Origin of the sequence: Geobacillus sp. FSL W8-1251 (assembly GCF_038005945.1) — a bacterium.
In the GTDB taxonomy this organism is placed as follows: domain Bacteria; phylum Bacillota; class Bacilli; order Bacillales; family Anoxybacillaceae; genus Geobacillus; species Geobacillus stearothermophilus.
The window spans coordinates 1-18,083 of the sequence record NZ_JBBOUF010000001.1 but is presented as its reverse complement, the minus strand read 5'-3'; the positions used below and the strand labels follow the sequence as shown (position 1 = coordinate 18,083).

The following is an 18,083-nucleotide window of genomic DNA, read 5'->3' as shown; positions in this document are numbered from 1 at the left end:
TGTGAAATCAGAAAAAAACTCTTACATTACGTAAGAGGCGTGCTATTTTCCGTTCCATTTAAGATTTGTTGGGCCATTTGTACGCTTTCTTCCGAAGGAGGTTCAATTCCTTCCAAAGGATACTTCAATCCAAGCGCTTTCCATTTGTATACCCCTAGTTTATGGTACGGGAGAATTTCAATTTTTTCCACATTATTTAACGTACGAATAAAAGCGGCGAGACGGCGCAAGTCATTAGGGTCATCGGTAATGGTTGGAACGAGAACATGCCGGATCCAAACAGGAACGTTTTTTTCGGATAAAAACCGAGCAAATTGTAAAATGTGTTTATTTGTTTTTCCTGTCAGTTTCCGATGTTTTTTTTCATCGATATGTTTTAAATCAAGCAAAATTAAATCCGTATAGGAAAGCAATTCATTTAATTTTTGCTGGAACGATGCTTCTGTCGTGTAGCATCCCCCTGACGAATCGATTGCTGTATGAATGCCGAGTTTTTTGCATGCTTTAAATAGCTCAATTAAAAAGTCGATTTGTAGCAAAGGTTCTCCGCCGCTGACGGTAATCCCGCCGCCGGAAGCGTTGATAAACGGCAAGTACGTTTTCACGTCATCGATAATTTCTTCTACGGTCATTTCTTTTCCTTTTCCGATTTCCCATGTATCGGCGTTATGGCAATATTGGCAGCGCAATACACATCCTTGTGTAAAGATGACATAACGAAGGCCCGGGCCATCGACGGTACCGCATGATTCGATGGAGTGAATAAATCCTTTCATACGCATGTTCTCCTTCCTAAGAGAAATATACCCCCTCACAAGAAGGAGGGGGGAGAGATTACATTGTTTCATGGAACGTGCGGTTAATGACGTCAATTTGTTGTTCACGAGTTAGTTTAATGAAGTTGACGGCATATCCAGAGACGCGAATCGTTAATTGCGGATATTTTTCTGGATGTTCCATCGCGTCTAATAATGTTTCGCGATTCAACACGTTAATGTTGAGATGATGCCCGCCTTTTTCCATGTAACCGTCTAAAATAGCGACAAGATTGTGAATACGTGTTTCCTCGTCTTTTCCTAACGCTTTCGGAACGATCGAGAACGTGTTTGAAATACCGTCTAGGGCGTGTTCATACGGCAATTTTGCCACAGAGCTTAACGAAGCGAGCGCACCTTTCATGTCGCGGCCGTGTAGCGGGTTCGCTCCTGGAGCAAACGGTTCGCCAGCGCGGCGGCCATCTGGTGTATTGCCTGTCTTTTTACCGTATACGACGTTTGATGTAATCGTTAAAATCGATAACGTATGTTTTGAATCGCGATACGTTTTATGTTTTTTCAATTTCGTCATAAAGCGTTCGACTAAATCAACCGCAATTTGGTCGACGCGATCATCGTTATTTCCGTATTTCGGGAAGTCGCCTTCAATTTCAAAATCAACAGCAATGCCGTTTTCATCGCGAATCGGTTTTACTTTTGCATATTTGATCGCGCTTAACGAATCGGCGACAACCGATAGCCCGGCAATACCAGTTGCCATTGTGCGCAAAACGTGGGTATCATGAAGCGCCATTTCAATGCGTTCGTAACAATATTTGTCGTGCATGTAATGGATGACATTGAGTGTATTAATATAAAGTTCGGCAAGCCATTCAAGCACTTGATCGAATTTACGCATTACTTCGCCATAATCTAAATATTCGGATGTAATTGGCGCAAATTCAGGACCAACTTGAATTTTTAATTTTTCATCGACGCCGCCGTTAATCGCATATAACAATGCTTTCGCGAGGTTGGCGCGCGCTCCGAAAAATTGCATTTGTTTACCGATTCGCATCGCCGATACGCAGCAGGCAATTCCGTAATCATCGCCAAATTCAACGCGCATTAAGTCGTCGTTTTCATATTGAATCGAGCTTGTTTTAATCGACATTTTCGCGCAATATTCTTTGAACGCTTCCGGTAATTGTTTCGACCAAAGTACGGTTAAGTTTGGTTCTGGCGCAGGTCCTAAGTTATCTAACGTATGAAGGAAACGGAACGAGTTTTTCGTTACTAACGGACGACCGTCGATAGCGACTCCGCCAATTGATTCTGTTACCCATGTCGGGTCGCCGCTAAATAGTTCGTTATATTCCGGCGTTCTTGCGAATTTGACAAGGCGCAATTTCATCACAAAATGGTCGACAAGCTCTTGCGCTTCTTTTTCTGTTAGTGTACCTTCTTGTAGGTCGCGTTCGATATAAATATCTAAGAAGGTGGAAACGCGCCCTAAGCTCATCGCTGCGCCGTTTTGTTCTTTAATGGCGGCGAGATAAGCGAAATAGAGCCATTGGAATGCTTCATGCGCGTTTCGCGCTGGTTTGGAAATGTCGTAACCGTAGCTTAATGCCATTTGTTTCAATTCGTTTAACGCGCGAATTTGTTCAGCAATTTCCTCGCGAAGGCGGATAATGTCTTCCGTCATCGTTCTTGCGCCGGTGTTTTTCAAATCCTTTTGTTTTTCTTCAATCAGACGATCGACACCGTATAATGCTACACGGCGATAGTCGCCAATAATGCGGCCGCGTCCGTACGCGTCTGGAAGACCGGTGATGATTCCTGCTTTGCGCGCTAATCTCATTTCTTCGGTGTAAACGTCAAATACACCTTGGTTATGCGTTTTTCGGTATTCCGTAAAGATTTTTTTCACTTCGTCGCTTATTTTGTAGCCGTATGCTTCACATGATTGCTGCGCCATGCGGATGCCGCCGAACGGCATTAATGCGCGCTTAAACGGTTTATCCGTTTGAAAGCCAACGATTTTTTCCAAGTCTTTGTTTAAATAACCTGGTCTGTGGGAAGTGATGGTGGAAACAATGGATGTGTCCATATCAAGAACGCCGCCTTTTTCGCGTTCTTGCTTCGACAATTCCATCACTTGTTCCCAAAGTTTTTTCGTTGCTTCGGTCGGTCCTTCTAAAAACGATTCATCCCCATAGTAAACGGTTACGTTTTTTAAAATAAAGTCACGGACGTCAATGGACTTTTTCCATTTAGACCCTTTAAAATTTCGCCACGGGTCTAATACAGCAACAGCTTGTTTCATAACAGATCCCCTCCCAATTGTTCAGAACAATCATATATAACAGATCTCATCTCTATGATACTATATTTTTGGATGCTTAGAATCATCTATTATTGAATAGTTTGTGAAATGTTGAACAATTTTAATTTAAAGACAGTGAAAAAAGAAGAAATGACAACCAATGAACATGAAGAAGGATGTAAAAATAAAAAATCTCCATCCCTTGTTATAAATCGGGAGGTCAGATCGGCGGTCCGCCATCGGTCCGCCTTTTTGCCAAGCGCTCCATCCTTTCCTCCCCCGCCCTTGTCACCGCTTCGGAAACTGAAACGATAATTTCTTCTCGTTTTCATCCCAGACAAGGATGGCGTCAAACGTTTTTTCGCCTTTTTTAAACCCTTTGATGACATTCGTTTTCCCTTGCGCCAGCAGTTTTTTCACATTGGCCGCCGAAATCGATTTGCCGAGAATGCGTTTGGAGATCGTAAACGGGCATTTTGTTTTCGCGTACTGGTCGCAGCCGTACAACGTTCCTTTGTCGACGACGGTCCCGCCGCAAAGCGGGCACGGTCCAAGCTTCTCGCCCATCGTTTTTTTCTTCCTTGTCCGTTGGATCGAGGCGGTGTCAACCCCTCTGAAATTCCAATTCGGCGCAGTGGCGATGGCGTCAGCGACCACTTTTTGCGCCAACTTTTTCACCTGTTCCATAAAGGCAGCGGGAGAGGCGCTCCCTTCGCCGATTTCGCTTAAGCGCTGCTCCCATTTCGCCGTCATTTCCGGCGAGGCGAGAATCGTGCCGCCGAGCGCCTCGATCAATACTTTCGCCTTGTCGGTCGCATATACGAGGTTGTTTTTCACTTCAATATACTTCCGCTCTTTCAGCATGGTAATGATCGCCGCCCTTGTTGCTTCCGTGCCGAGCCCTTCCGTTTTGGCGAGCACTTTTTCCAGTTCCTCATCGTCCAAAAATTTTCCCGCCGTTTTCATCAAGGTGATGAGTTCGCCTTCTGTATACCGTTTCGGCGGCTCGGTCTTCCCTTCTTTCACCTTGACAGCGGCCGCTTCCCCCGCCTCCCCTCGCTCAAGGAGAGGCAGCGCAGCATCTTTCTCCTCCTCATGCGGACGGATGACGGCGCGCCATCCTTCCTCGACGACTTGTCTTCCTTTCGAAACAAAGCGGGCCCGGCCGTCAACGAGCGTTGTGACGGTCGTATAATCGATGACCGCCGCCTGATGGTGGGCGGCAATTAGGCGGCGGACGACCAAATCGTACACCTTCCGTTCGTCGGCTGACAGCTTCTCGGGATCCACCACTTGCTCGGTCGGGATAATGGCGTAATGGTCCGTCACCTTTTTCTCGTTTACATAACGTTTATTCTGTAAAATCGACGGCTGCGGCAGCGGAAAATACGAAGCGTACGCCGGAAACGAGGACAGCTTTTGCAAAATGGCGGGAAACGTTTCCGCTTCCCCTTTCGTCACATGCATCGAATCGGAACGAGGATACGAAACGATCCCTTTTTGGTAGAGCGATTGCAGCACATCAAGCGTCTTTTTCGGCGAGAAGCGGTACAACTTGTTCGCTGTCGCTTGCAGCGTCGATAAGTTGAACAACAGCGGCGGCTGATACGTTTTCCGCTCTGTGTGGACGTCGGCGACTTCCGCCCGTTTTCCTTGGCAAAAGGCAGCGATCTTTTTCGCCATCTCCTCGTCCCCAAGACGCGTTTGGCCGTTTTTATCCGTCCATTTTCCTTCATAACGCTTGTCGCCAATGACAAACGAGGCGACGACTTCCCAAAACGGTTCAGGGCGGAACTGCTCAATTTCCCGCTCACGCCGGACGATCAGCGCCAATGTCGGCGTCTGCACGCGCCCGACGGAAAACACATCGTTCATCCCGCGCTCCTTCAGCAAGAGGCTGTACACGCGCGAGGCGTTCATGCCGACGAGCCAATCCGCGCAGGCGCGGGCGTACGCTTCCTCATAGAGCGGGCGCGTCGTCCGTTCATCAAGCAGGCGGCGGAACCCTTCCTCGATCGCCTTCGGAGTCAAGGACGACAGCCAAAGCCGCTTCATCGGCTTGTTCACGCCGCTTAGGCGGATGAGGTTGCGCACAATGAGCTCCCCTTCGCGCCCCGCGTCGCCGGCATGGATGATTTCCGTCACTTCCGGCTTTCGCAGCAATTCTTTCACAACCTTGAACTGTTTCGCCTTCGCTTTTTCGATCTCATACTCAAACCGTTCCGGGATGATCGGCAACGTGCCGAGCGTCCACCGCTTCCACTCCGGCCGATACCGCTCCGGCGGGGCGAGCTGGAACAAATGCCCGATCGCCCATGTCATATACGCCCCGTCGGGAAACAAGTCATTCGGCAAAATTTCGATATAGCCTTGCCGTTTTTTCGTCCGAAAAATCGAGGCGAGCGTCGCCCCTTGGTCCGGCTTTTCCGCGATAATGACCTTCATCGTCCTCTCCCCTTACGGCACATCATGCCCCATGGAGCTTTGTAAGATAGCGAACCATTGCTCGCGGGAAAGCGGAAGCGACAACGCCCGCACCGCCCGCTCGATGCGTTCTTGTTTCCCCGAGCCGACAATCGGCATCATCCGCGCTGGATGAACGAGAAGCCACGCGTACAACACTTCGTCGATCGTCTCAGCGCCCACCTCACCCCGCACTTGTTCAAGCGTCCCGCGCAACCGCACCGCCCGGTCATCGTCAGCGGAAAAAATCGCCCCGCCGGTGAGCGGCGACCATACCATTGGCGGAATGCGCTTCTCAAGGCAAAGGTCAACGGTGCCGTCTTCAAGATTTTCCAACCGATACGCCGATACTTCGATTTGGTTGGTCACGAGCGGAAACGGCAAATACGACTGAAGCATTTCCCACTGCAAACGTTTAAAGTTGGAAACGCCAAAATAGCGCACTTTTCCATCCTGCTTGAGTTGGAGAAACGCCTCGGCCACCTCTTCCGGGTTCATAAACGGATCCGGGCGGTGGATAAGCAATACATCAATATAATCGGTATGGAAGTGTCGAAGGGATTGCTCAACCGAAGCGATGATATGATTTTTGCTTGTATCGTATAATTTCATCCCGTACTTCGATGGCAGCTTGATGCCGCATTTCGTCACGATCTCGATCTGACCGCGCAAGCTTGGCTTTAACGCCAGTGCTTCGCCAAAGCGCGATTCACACGTATAGTCGCCGTAAATATCAGCATGGTCAAACGTCGTAATGCCGCGCTCAAGACAAAATTCAATGAGCCCGAGCAGCTGCTCGCGCGAATAGCCCCAGTCCGCAAGCCGCCAACAGCCGTGAATGAGGCGGGAAAACGTCAAATCGTCCGCCAACCGAATTCGTTCCATTGATTGTCTCCCTTTCTTTATTTTTGGCTAAAATCGTTCCGCTTGCGCATACTACCAACAAGAGGAAAAAACGGAAAGGACGTGATGATATGAAGCGCTGGCTTCTTGGGCTCGCCGCTGTGCTTCTTTTCGCCTCCCCATGGCCGGCATCAGCCGCCGAAACCGCATACGAATGGAACCTAGCCGACATTTATCCATCCGAAGCCGAGTGGATGCACGACTACAAGGCGGTGCAAAACGCCTTGCCGAAACTGGCGGCGTTTGAAGGAAAACTCGATGATGAAAAGACGATCGCCAAACTGTTCGCCCTCAACGAACAAACGGCCCGCAAGCTCGAAAAACTGGCGCTTTACACCCATTTAAAACGCGATCTGAACATTGAAGACGAGGCAGCGGCCCGGCTTGGGGCAAAAGTGGAAGCGCTCGCCGCCCAATATGCGGCGAAAACAGCGTTCATCGAGCCGGAACTGCTCGCCCTACCCGAGCGGACGCTCAAGAAGCTCCAAACGAGCAAAGAGCTGAAAGCGTACCGCTATTACTTCCATGAGTTGCGCGAGCAAAAGCCGCATACGCTTACGAAACGCGAAGAACGGCTGCTCGCGAAACTATCGCCGGTGCTCGGCGAGACGGAGAACATTTATGACCACGCCGTCCGCGGCGATTACGAGCCGCCGTCTGTCACGATGCCGAATGGAAAAACAGTGACATTGACCGACGACCAATACGCCGCCATGCTCGAGCACCCGGACCGCCGCTATCGAAAGGCGGCGTTTGAAGCGAAAGCGAAAAGCTATGAGGCGCTCGAGCAGACCGCCGCGGCGACGTTGTACGCCTCGGTCAAAGCGGACGAATTGTATGCGAACGTGCGCCGCTATCCATCCGGCCTGGCCGCCGCTCTGGCCGCCGACGATGTCCCGAAGGAAGTGTTCGACAACTTAATCGCCGCCACCCGCCGCCATTTGCCGGCGCTGCACCGCTATATCGAATTGCGGCGGCGCGCGCTCGGGCTTGACCGCGTTCACAGCTATGATTTGTACGTGCCGCTTGTCGGCGAAACGGCGAAATCGATCCCAGTTGAAACAGCGAAAACGTTCATTGTCGAAGGGCTCAAGCCGCTCGGCGCCGACTATATCAAACAGGTGCACCGAGCGTTTCAAGAGCGATGGCTTGATGTCTTCCCGCGCCCGAAAAAATATACCGGCGGCTACAACACGGGAGCGTATGACACCCATCCGTTCATCTTGCTCAATTACAACGGTTCGCTTGATGGCGTATTGACGATGGCTCACGAGCTTGGGCACGCCATGCATTCCGTCTACACGAACCGCGCGCAGCCGTACCATTATTCCGGTCATTCGATTTTCACCGCCGAAGTCGCCTCGACCGCGAACGAATGGTTCATGCTCGATTATTTGTACAAACAGGCGAAAACAAAAGAAGAAAAACTCCGCCTGCTCGTCGAACAAATCGAGCAAATCCGCGGCACGTTGTACACGCAAGTGATGTATTCCGAATTTGAACGGATGATTCATGACAAAGTGCGCCAAGGCGGCAGTCTGACAGCGGACGAACTGAACCATCTTTGGCTTGGCCTGCTGAAAACGTATTACGGCCCGGCGTACGCCGCCGATCCCGGCGCCGCGCGCGGCTGGCTGCGCATCCCACATTTTTATGACGCCTTTTATGTATACAAATATGCCACTTCGCTCGCGGCGTCGTACACCATTGTGAGCGGCATCCAAACCGATGCAAGCGGCAAGGCGGTGAAGCGGTACACACAATTTTTGCGCTCCGGCGCATCCGATGATCCGATCCGTCTGCTCAAGCGAGTCGGAGTGGATATGACAAGCCCCGAACCGATCGAGCGGGTCTTAGGTCATTTCGCCGAACTCGTTGACGAACTCGATCGACAGCTGCCAAGCCAAAACCGTCAGCGGTCTATATAGATGCAATTTAAAGCTTTAACATTTTTTGACTTTGCCGGTCATTGCATCCGACTGTCGAGTGACCGAACAACGCCGCTTAAAGACCCATATATGGGTCTGTGAAGCAGGTGGTTGTTCGGTCTTCCGTCACGCCTTGGCGTGACGGGGCAAGCCACACGCTTGCCTTCGACAGTCGAAAATGGACAAACCGCTTTTCCGTCAAGGATATGTTAAACTTCTTCGTTACATCTATATACATGAAAGAGGTGTCCCGCGCCGTTCGGGACACCTTTGTTATTGCGGCGGAAAAAAGAATATCGCTTTGCGTTGCAACGCGCGGGACCGGTTAAGGCGGTCGATCGCGTACAAAGCGACATCATGCGCTTGCCCCGCAGCCAAGACGGTTATTCACTTAAAGATGCGCCTGCAATTTTTTCTTTCACCTTGCGGATGTTTTCCATCTTATTGTCCCAACACGCTTGGCTCAAATCAACGGGATATTGCTCGGGATTGAGCGTCCGTTTGTACTCCTCCCAAAACAAGCGCAAGCTTTCTTTTGCGTACGCTTGAATGTCCGGAAGCGGCGGCGACGTATACACGAGCCGGCCGTTGTCGAAGATCGTCACATGCAAGTCACGCGCTTCGAAATTGGTGACGAATTTGCTGATGAACGTGTACACCGGATGGAACATTTTCAACCGCTCTTCTTGCTGCGGGTTTTCGCTCTCTAAGGCGATGTAGTCGCCTTCCGCTTTATGGTTGATTTTGTTGACGATGCGGTACACCCGCTTCAGCCCCGGCGTCGTCACTTTTTCCGGATTGCCGCTGATTTTGATCGTATCGACCATCTCACCGCGTTCGTTTTCGATCGCCACCATTTTGTACACGGCGCCGAGCGCCGGCTGATCGTACGCCGTAATGAGTTTGGTGCCGATCCCCCACACATCGATTTTCGCCCCTTGCGACTTCAAGTTTAAAATCGTATCTTCGTCCAAATCGTTTGAGGCGAAAATTTTCGCGTTCGGAAATCCGGCTTCATCGAGCATTTTCCGCGCTTCTTTCGACAAATAGGCCAAATCGCCGCTGTCGATGCGGATGCCGATAAAGTTGATTTGGTCGCCCAGCTCCTTCGCGACGCGAATGGCGTTTGGCACCCCCGACTTCAACGTATCGTACGTATCGACAAGAAAGACACAGTCTTTATGGCGGCGTGCATACTTCAAAAAGGCCGTGTATTCATCCTGATACGCTTGAATCATTGAATGGGCGTGCGTTCCGGCGACCGGAATGCCAAACAGCTTCCCGGCACGCACGTTTGATGTCGCCTCAATCCCGCCGATATACGCTGCGCGCGCGCCCCAAAGCGCCGCATCCATCTCCTGCGCCCGCCGGCTGCCGAACTCCAAGGCCGGCTCATCCCCGAGAATATGCTTAATGCGCGACGCTTTCGTGGCGATGAGCGTCTGGAAATTGATAATGTTTAAAATAGCCGTTTCGATGAGCTGCGCCTCGGCGAGCGGCGCCTCGATGCGCATAATCGGTTCATTGGCAAACACCACTTCCCCTTCGCGCATCGAACGGACCGTGCCGGTGAAGCGAAGCGTCCGCAAATAGTCTAAAAAGTCGTCGCGGTAGCCAAGTTCTTGGCGCAAATAGTCGATGTCGCTGTCAGAAAATCGGAACTGCTGCAAAAACTGAATGACGCGCTCCAACCCAGCGAACACCGCATAGCCGTTGCCAAACGGCAGCTTGCGGAAAAACACTTCAAACACAGCGCGGCGCTCATGCATACGATCTTCCCAATACGTCTCGACCATATTGATTTGATATAAGTCCGTATGAAGCATCAAGCTGTCATCAGCATATGTCTTCATGAATTGCTACCTCCAACACACGAATGACGGCGCCGCCGAATAAAACAATGTTCATCGTCTATTCTATCACGTTTTCTCCATTATTCCACTATTTTCGCGCCTAGCGTATGGCGAAAATGGCGGAGCGCCCATTCGTGTCCCGCCGCGTCGAAGCTCGCCACCGCCCGCCGGTGGACGACGATGCGAAATCCTTTGTTGTACGCATCGACCGCCGTATGGAGGACGCAAATATCGGTGCAGCAGCCGACCAAATGCACTTCCGTGATGCCTCTTTCGCGCAATTTCAGCTCCAAATCCGTTCCGGCGAACGCGCTGTAGCGCGTTTTGTCCATCCAATACACATTGTTTTTATGCTTGTTCCCCTGATACACCGCCTCGAGCTCCCCGTACAGCTTTCGCCCCTCCGTCCCTTCAATGTTATGCGGCGGAAACAACTTCGTTTCCGGATGATAGTCGTCTCCCGCCACATGCTTGTCAATGGCAAAGACGACAAAATCACCGTTGTCAATAAACTGTTTCGTCACCCGCACGAGCTCTTTTTCAATAGCCTGCCCCGATTTCCCGCATGTAAGCGCGCCATGATCGGCGATGAAATCGACGGTGTAGTCGATGTTAATAAGCGCTTTGTTCATTCCCGTTCACTCCTTTTCCTCTTCCTGCATGGTCGGGTTGCTGTTTTTTCATCCCGCCTACATCTTGTTGGGCTTTTCTACCATTATACCATAGCAATATGGATAGCAGATAAGACAACAAATCCCCTGCCTGCTTTGAAGCAGACAGGGGATTGTCGAAGTCGTTTTAGCTGTTTTCCGCCGCTTTGGCCGCTTTCATTTGAGCACGCAAAATGAGCGACTGGATGATCGAGAAGCAGCCGCCAACGACCCAATAGAGCGACAGCGCCGATGGAACGGAGCTGGCGCCGATAAAAATCATAACCGGCATGATGTACGACATCATCGCCATTTGCGGCATTTGTTCTTCAGCCATCGACGGCGACAGGCGGAGCGAGATGAACGTCGTCAACGCCGCTAAAACGGGCAAAATGAAATACGGATCGCGATGGCCGAGCTCGACCCATAAGAACGAATGCGTTTTAATTTCTTGCGTCCGCGAAATCGCGTAATACAGCGCCATAAAAATCGGCATTTGAATGAGCACCGACAGGCAGCCGCTCGCCGGGTTGACGCCGTGCTTTTGATACAGCTGCATCATTTCTTGCTGGAGCTTGCGCTGCGTTTCCGGGTCTTTGCTTTTATATTTTTCTTGCAGCTTCATAAGCTCCGGGCGCAGTTTTTGCATGGCGATCGATGCGCGGAACTGCTTCAAAATGAGCGGCAGCAAGCAAAAGCGGACGATGAGCGTCAGCACGATAATGGCGATGCCGTAATTGTCGCCAAACCAGTGCCCAAGCGTCAAAAGAAGCTTCGACATTGGATAGACAAAATAATGGTTCCAAATGCCTTGACTATGTTCGTCGATCGGTTCGTTGCGGTTACAGCCGGCAAGAAGCAAAACGGCGCCAAGCAGCACCAATACCCATTTTTTCATGAAAAGCCCTCCTTCAATATCATGTTGCAAAATCATGCCGTTTCAACATAAAGGAAAGGGCCTTCCATCCTCATCCGTTCGGCTTGTCCGTTCCCAAACGGGAATTTTCCGCCGCTGCGGCAAAAACAGCGGGCGCCATGGAAGCGCCGCCCGTTCGGCGCCTCCCTCTGCTTCATGCTCGCGAACCGCTGCCAACGCCGGTTCATAAAACAGCGAACCTGCCATCCGGCGCGCGCTCGTATGTCCTTTCATGATGATCCATAGCGCGCCGACAAGCGACATATACACAAGCAAATCAATAGGCGCTTCCATGCGTCCACCTCCCTTTCGCCTGTCGATTGTTCTCTTTCCATACAATAGCAAACTTTCAACCGAAAGAAAAGCAACAATTGATCACATCCGCTCCAAGCGGTGAAATGCCGGCTCGTCGGCTGCCAAGACGGCCAGCTCCCCGCTTTCATCGGCCGCCAGCGCCGCCCGAAGCTCTTCTTTCGCCTCATCGAAGCGTCCAAGCAGTGCGAGATAGCGGGCTCGTTCGTAGCGAAGCCGGGCATCGTTGGCCATATGGACGCACCGCTCGATGGTCGCGAGCGCCTGATCGATGCGCCCCGCTTCTTCATAAACAGCCGCAAGCTGCATATGGAACTCTTCATCCTCAGGATACCAATCAGCATAGCGCTCCCAAAGCGCCGCTGCTTCTTGATAGCGGCCCGTTTCCATATAATGCTCGCCAAGCAACATGAGCGCCTCACGGGCGAGCGGTTCTTCCGCCACAGTCTCCTCGAGCTGCCGCTCGGCTTTCTCGCGCTGTCCTTCTTGAAGCCAAACGACCGCCTGCAACACGCGCAGGTCGACATCATCCGGGTCATCAGCCAGCAGCCGCTCCAGCCAGCGCTTCGCTTCCTCGCGTTTTCTTTCCTCATCGGCGGCCAATAAATATTCCACAAATTCTTGCGCCAAAGACGGATCCCAAACGCGGGCGAGCGCTTTGCGCCACGTTTTCACGGCATCGCTGTCCAATTCGAGCGCGGCATATAAGCGGGCGAGCCGCCTGTAGGCTTCCGCATCGCTGCGGTTGAGGCGAATCGCTTCGTCGTAGAAATCGGTCACAATCGAAAACAAGACAACGGTGCCGACCCATTCTTTCGCTTTTGTCCACCATCGCACCGGTTCGTCATGCCCCCCCTGCTCCTCGCCAAAATACGGGAAAAGAGCCGAGGCGGTGTTCCGATACATCACGCTTTTCGCCTCGCGGCTTGCCTTCAGCCGCTCGAGTCGATGGCGCAGCTTCCCTAAGCCGCGCATCGTTTTCGGAAAGAGAGCCACATACAACGGGTACAACGATTCATCGTCCGGATGGCGCACCATCAACTGTTCGAGCAGTTTCGCCGCCTCTTTTTGGCTTCCTTCCGCGATCAGCACCATCGCCCAATGGCGGAGCACTTCAGGATGGTCCGGGTCAAGAGCAAGCGCCTTCTCGACGGCCGCCTTTTCTTGATCGCGGCGCTTAAGCGCTCCATAAACATATCCAAGGCTGTCGTAATACCACACCTCCCCTGCATGCGGACGGGCGTCAGCCAACGCGCGGAGAAGCGCGGAAGGCTCCGCGATCGCGGCAAGCTGCTCCATATCGATGCGCTTCGGGGCCAAGCGCACCGCCTGAAGCAAATGCGCGTGCTGCCGCTCTTCGTTTTCTTCCGCCTCATAGAGTGAAGCTAAGCGAAAATGGCAAAGGACAAACGATGGATCGGCTTTGAGACAAGCCTCATACTGTTGTTTCGCCTCTTCGTGGCGTCCAAGCGAGGCGCACAGCTCCGCGAGCCGGAAGAGGGAAAGCGCATGGCCCATGGCGGCAGCTTCTCGGTAAAACGCCATGGCCTTCGACGGCCGGCCTTGCCGTTCATAAAGGGCGCCGAGAGCGGAATGGGCCGAAGCGAGTGTCGGGCGAGCCGAGACAAGCTGCTCTAAAAACGCCCGGCCGCGTTCCTCTAAAGACGGCGTTGCCAGCTGATCAAGGTAAAACTCGTACGCTTCTTCCGCCTCAAACTCAGCCAGACGCAACCCTTCTTCCAACCACGACAGCGCCGTCTCGCGTCCTTCCTCCTCGTCGGCGAACCCATGGGCGACAAGCCATCTTCCCGCGTTCAGCCAATATTCGCTGTTGTTGGCAAAACGGGTGCGCTGCTTGATTACATACCGGCGCGCCGCTTCCACATCCCCGCGCTCCGCGAGGGCGGCCGCCAAGCCGAGATGGGCGAACACGTCATCGCTGTCATGGCGGATCGCCTCTTCGTAGCACGAAACCGCTTGTTCCGCCTCTCCTTCCTCCATATAGAGATCACCAAGGCGGACGTAAAGCGGCGCCAACCGCCAGGCGGCGGCCAATCCCTCTTCCAACACCGCTTTCGCTTTTTCCCGATCACCGTCGTCATCATACAAGTCAGCCAACATCAAATACGGGTACGGTTCCTGCGGGTCGAGCGCTTTGGCGACGCAAAAGCCGCGTTCCGCCTTGCGCCGGCGGCCGAGCTCCCGATCGCAGCGGGCCCGCTCATACCAAAGCTGGGCATCCCGCCGCTCGCGGCGCACAAGACGATCAAACCAGTCGCGCGCTTCGGCAAACCGCTTCGCATGGAACAACAGCACACCGTGATTCGTTTCGATAAACAAATCGCCCGGATACAGGCTGACTGCCACGCGCGAAGAGATGAGCCCTTTTTCGATATGACCGGCGTACGCCGAGGCGAGCCCGAAATAGCTCCACACTTCCGGCTGGTCTGGGTCCAACTGGAGCGAGGTGCGAAAATAGCGAGCCGCCTCTTCATAGCGGCTGGCAAAAAAGGCGATTCGGCCGCGCAAATAATGGTAGAGCGGGCTTTGCGCCTTTCCTTTCACCCGTTTGAGCACGTCTTCAGCCTTCTCCATTTCTTGCGTGTAGACGTACGCTTTCGCCGCCATCAGCAGCAAGTCGTTATGTTCCGGATACTCGTTCAAGACTCGTTCCGTATACTCCAATACAAGCGGCTTCGCCTCGTCGATGCCGAAATGCTTCATGACATACAGCCATGTGTACGGGATGTGCTCATGCTGGCGCAAAAAGGCGACAAAGGCGGCGAAATGCGCCTGTTCGTCCTCGTCCATCTTTTCAGCCAACGCGTGCAGCTCACGGAAATAGCGGTCCTCCTCCTCCGGAAGCTCGGCGGCGAGCGCCGCTTTTTCCCGGGGAAGCGCCACAATCGACAAATAATGCGTCCCTGCATACCACTTGGCAAGCTCGTCCTCGGAAACGACAAACGGATCAAACAGATTCGGGTCTTGCACATAAAACGCCTCGAGCCGTTCGTCATAGCCAAACAGCACTTGGACGTGTGATGACTGTTCGTAATCGACGCTTAACAGCACCGGAACGCCCTCATCAATGAGCCGCTTCCAGCGCGGCAGCGTGCCGATGAAAAAGCGGCAAACAAATCCAATATCTTCCAAATAATGTACGGTCGTGGACAACTTCGATCCGCGCACATCAAAAATATGTTCCGCCACTTCATCCTGCGTGCGGGGGGAACCAAGCAATCGAAGCATCATTTCCAGACTCGCCGGCACGCAATAGTTGTGCTTTTGCACGACCGGCACAAGCGGCAGCGCCACCGACCGTTTCCCTTTCCGCCCAAGCGCGCGGGCGTACGGCGTTTTTTCAAGCTGCGGCTCCGCTTTCACAAGCGATTCAAGCTTCTCCCATTCCTCAAGCTGGTAATACAGTTCGGCGCGCAAATGGGCGAAATAACGGCGATGCATATGAAGCGGATTCAGGCGGTCAAGCTCCTCCATCGCCGCGAGCGCCTCGCGGTAGGCGCGCACATCGCGCAGGCGGCGCACGCGCTCAGCGTAAAACGCTAACACTTGCGGAAAACGCTGCTTTCCTTCTTCCAAAACGGCAAGCGCCTCGCGGTGGCGGCCATCGAGCGCATACAAATCGGCAAGAAGCAAATAGCACATATCGCCGCGCTCCGGGTCATCGAGACCGGCGCGAATCACCTGTTCGGCGCGCTTCCGGTCGCCGGTCTCGATATAAAAATAGCCCCACTTGTCATGCATCGGCGCCGTTTCATAGCGGGCAACCACATCCATCCATTCGTGCGCCTCATCGATCCGCTGCATATCCAATAAAGCGCGCACCAACGCAAACGCCGCCCGGGCGATCGCTTCCCTCGGCTCCTCCACCCGGCCTTCGAGCGCGGCGGTCAGGCGCGGAGTGAGCGCCTCTTCCACATCGAGCGGCCGGCGTTGATCGAGCCATTCGTCGCACAACCACGCGAGCGTCTGCAGCGTGTTGAACTTCCGGTGGGCGTACCGGGCGACAAGCCCGCTATGCCGGTACATAAGCGCGTAGTCGAACAGGCGGACAAGCGTCCGAAACGGTTCGATCTCGTCCCACGAAGCCATGAGCGGCCGCCATTGAAACAATCCCATGTTTTCTAAATGCGGCCGCACCTGGGCAAGGGCATCCACGATTCGTTTTTCTTCAACGAGCAATGCGATCGGTTTGATATGATTCATACAAAGAAACTCCCTTATTCTTTTTCCAGCTATTTATTAAGTGTAGAACAAGCCCGGCAAAACAGCCACATATTTTTTCACAAAAATACCGACAAACAAAAAATGGCCTCTCCCTCTAGAAATGTTGATCTATCAAGGCTTTTCGGCCTCTCAGGGGTGTCCAAAAAATATTTTTCGACAAAATCCCTTACATCCTTTTTCAGTTTTGTGGATATCTTACAGACCTAGGGTGCGCTTCGCGGCCACGGCTGGTTATATTTTCCTGCCGTGGGGGAAGCGTATTCGATGCACCCTTTGGATCTCCGCGTCGCTGATGAGGACGAACCCTCCCATGTCTCCGGGCGTCTTCGCGCCAACATTCCCTCGTTCGGTCTCGTCATCAGGCGGAGGCCGGCCAAGCTCCTTTAGGGACTCAAGGTCGAATGGATGAAATCACGCCAGCTTCTCCGGTGTCATCTCGTTGTCCAACGATTCTTCCGTTCGCAGGGGGGAGGCCTTAGGCCGCCCGTTGCACCTGGGACAAGACGTCCTGTTTCATTCGCTCCGCGTCAAACGCTTGTTTCTTCGTACAAATCGCAAACAGCACATTCAACAGCTTCCGGCACAAGGCGACGATGGACTGCTTTCCGGTCAGCGGATTGACGGATCGGGTCGTATAATACTCATGCAGCTCGCGAAACGCCTTGTTATGCCGAATCAGCGGAATCATCGCCCGAAACAGCACCGAGCGCAACCGTTTCCGTCCCCGTTTGGAGATGTGCTTTTGCCCTTTGCGCTGGCCGGAGGAGTTCTCCTTGAGCGTCAGGCCCGCCAACTTCACCAATTGGCGCGGGTCCCGATAATGGGCGAAGCTGCCGATCTCCGCCAGCAGATCGATGATCGTGGCGTCTCCCAACCCGTCGACCGTTTTCAACCATTGGTACTCCATCGTCGTTTGAACCAATGCCTTCAACTCGGCGTCCAGTGCAGCGATCTCCGCCTCCAATTGGCGGTATCGGCGGACGAGCGCGGCGATCTCAAACCGGGCCATCGCTGTCCCTTCCGTCACCCCAATCGAGTCCTTCGCGGTGTTGATCAACGCCTGAATTTTGGCCTTCTGCGGGCATTTCATCCCTTCGCTTTGCCGGTACACCTCAAGAAGCTCCTCCACCGTCCGGCCGGCCATATCAGCCGGAAGCGGCGTCCACTCCAACACCGAAAGCGCCGTTTTCCCCAAGTCACGAAACACGGTCCAAAACTCTGGAAAATACCGATCCGTCCAGCGGACGATCGCGTTTTTCACCGCCGTCTGTTCCTTGCGGAGCTTCTCTTTGAGCGTGCTTCCCACGCGCAAATCGGCTTCAATCTCGTGCAGCAGCCGGGGAACGAGGAATCGTCCGTCTTTTGCCAGTCTGGCAATGACCAGGGCGTCTTTGGCGTCGTGTTTCGTCGGCAGGTTGTCATCAAGTTCTTTCGACCGGCACACATGCGCCGGGTTGACCATGACCAACGGGATCCCGTGCTCCTCGAGGAAGTAGGCCAGGTTCAACCAGTAGTGCCCGGTCGGCTCCACCGCGACGATCACCTCTGACTTCCCAAACGCTTGCATCGCCTCCTGAATCGCTTTATACAGCTGCTGAAACCCCTCTTTCGACTGGAAGATCGGGAACGACTTGCGAAGCACGCGCCCCCGGTCATCCACGAAGCAGGCGTAGTGGGTTCGTTTCGCGATATCGATGCCCACGACAAGCGTTTGTTCCGTAACTTGATC

11 protein-coding genes are annotated in these 18,083 nt (G+C 53.1%); 1 reads left to right on the top strand and 10 read right to left on the bottom strand.

The window, feature by feature from the left end:
• Positions 1 to 26: 26 nt before the first annotated feature.
• The 4 genes from pflA to NSS88_RS00040 form a co-directional block, all read right to left on the bottom strand.
• Positions 27 to 776: a pyruvate formate-lyase-activating protein gene (pflA, locus tag NSS88_RS00055; protein ID WP_033016988.1), complete on the bottom strand. Its 750-nt coding sequence runs from the start codon at positions 774 to 776 to the stop codon at positions 27 to 29.
• A 58-nt stretch (positions 777 to 834) separates the two neighbouring features.
• Positions 835 to 3,084, bottom strand: coding sequence for a formate C-acetyltransferase (pflB, locus tag NSS88_RS00050; RefSeq protein WP_049624864.1), 2,250 nt, complete (start codon positions 3,082 to 3,084; stop codon positions 835 to 837).
• A gap of 288 nt (positions 3,085 to 3,372) precedes the next feature.
• A complete protein-coding gene (locus NSS88_RS00045; RefSeq protein ID WP_049624865.1) occupies positions 3,373 to 5,529 on the bottom strand; it encodes a DNA topoisomerase III in 2,157 nt (718 codons plus the stop codon).
• Between the two features lie 12 nt (positions 5,530 to 5,541).
• Positions 5,542 to 6,432 carry an aldo/keto reductase gene (locus NSS88_RS00040; RefSeq protein WP_055358323.1) on the bottom strand — a complete coding sequence of 297 codons (891 nt, stop codon included), beginning with the start codon at positions 6,430 to 6,432 and terminating at the stop codon, positions 5,542 to 5,544.
• A gap of 89 nt (positions 6,433 to 6,521) precedes the next feature.
• Here NSS88_RS00040 and pepF point away from each other — a divergent pair, with 89 nt between their 5' ends.
• Positions 6,522 to 8,378 (top strand): oligoendopeptidase F, encoded by a 1,857-nt coding sequence (gene pepF / locus NSS88_RS00035; protein ID WP_341082418.1) that lies wholly within the window; start codon positions 6,522 to 6,524, stop codon positions 8,376 to 8,378.
• A gap of 383 nt (positions 8,379 to 8,761) precedes the next feature.
• Here pepF and NSS88_RS00030 read toward each other — a convergent pair whose 3' ends face one another.
• From NSS88_RS00030 to NSS88_RS00005, 6 genes are all read right to left on the bottom strand, one after another.
• The gene (locus NSS88_RS00030) at positions 8,762 to 10,231 is read right to left on the bottom strand and encodes a nicotinate phosphoribosyltransferase (RefSeq protein ID WP_015374911.1); all 1,470 of its coding nucleotides are present in this window, start codon (positions 10,229 to 10,231) and stop codon (positions 8,762 to 8,764) included.
• A gap of 80 nt (positions 10,232 to 10,311) precedes the next feature.
• On the bottom strand, positions 10,312 to 10,863 hold the full coding sequence (locus NSS88_RS00025) for a cysteine hydrolase family protein (RefSeq protein ID WP_121650087.1): 552 nt from the start codon (positions 10,861 to 10,863) through the stop codon (positions 10,312 to 10,314).
• A gap of 166 nt (positions 10,864 to 11,029) precedes the next feature.
• Positions 11,030 to 11,779, bottom strand: coding sequence for a membrane protein insertase YidC (yidC, locus tag NSS88_RS00020; RefSeq protein WP_033017024.1), 750 nt, complete (start codon positions 11,777 to 11,779; stop codon positions 11,030 to 11,032).
• A 42-nt stretch (positions 11,780 to 11,821) separates the two neighbouring features.
• Positions 11,822 to 12,091 carry a hypothetical protein gene (locus tag NSS88_RS00015; RefSeq protein WP_033016997.1) on the bottom strand — a complete coding sequence of 90 codons (270 nt, stop codon included), beginning with the start codon at positions 12,089 to 12,091 and terminating at the stop codon, positions 11,822 to 11,824.
• A gap of 81 nt (positions 12,092 to 12,172) precedes the next feature.
• Positions 12,173 to 16,333 carry a tetratricopeptide repeat protein gene (locus NSS88_RS00010; protein WP_341082414.1) on the bottom strand — a complete coding sequence of 1,387 codons (4,161 nt, stop codon included), beginning with the start codon at positions 16,331 to 16,333 and terminating at the stop codon, positions 12,173 to 12,175.
• Between the two features lie 496 nt (positions 16,334 to 16,829).
• Positions 16,830 to 18,083 (bottom strand): IS110 family transposase (locus NSS88_RS00005; protein WP_341082413.1); only part of this gene is annotated, 1,254 nt, incomplete at its 5' end.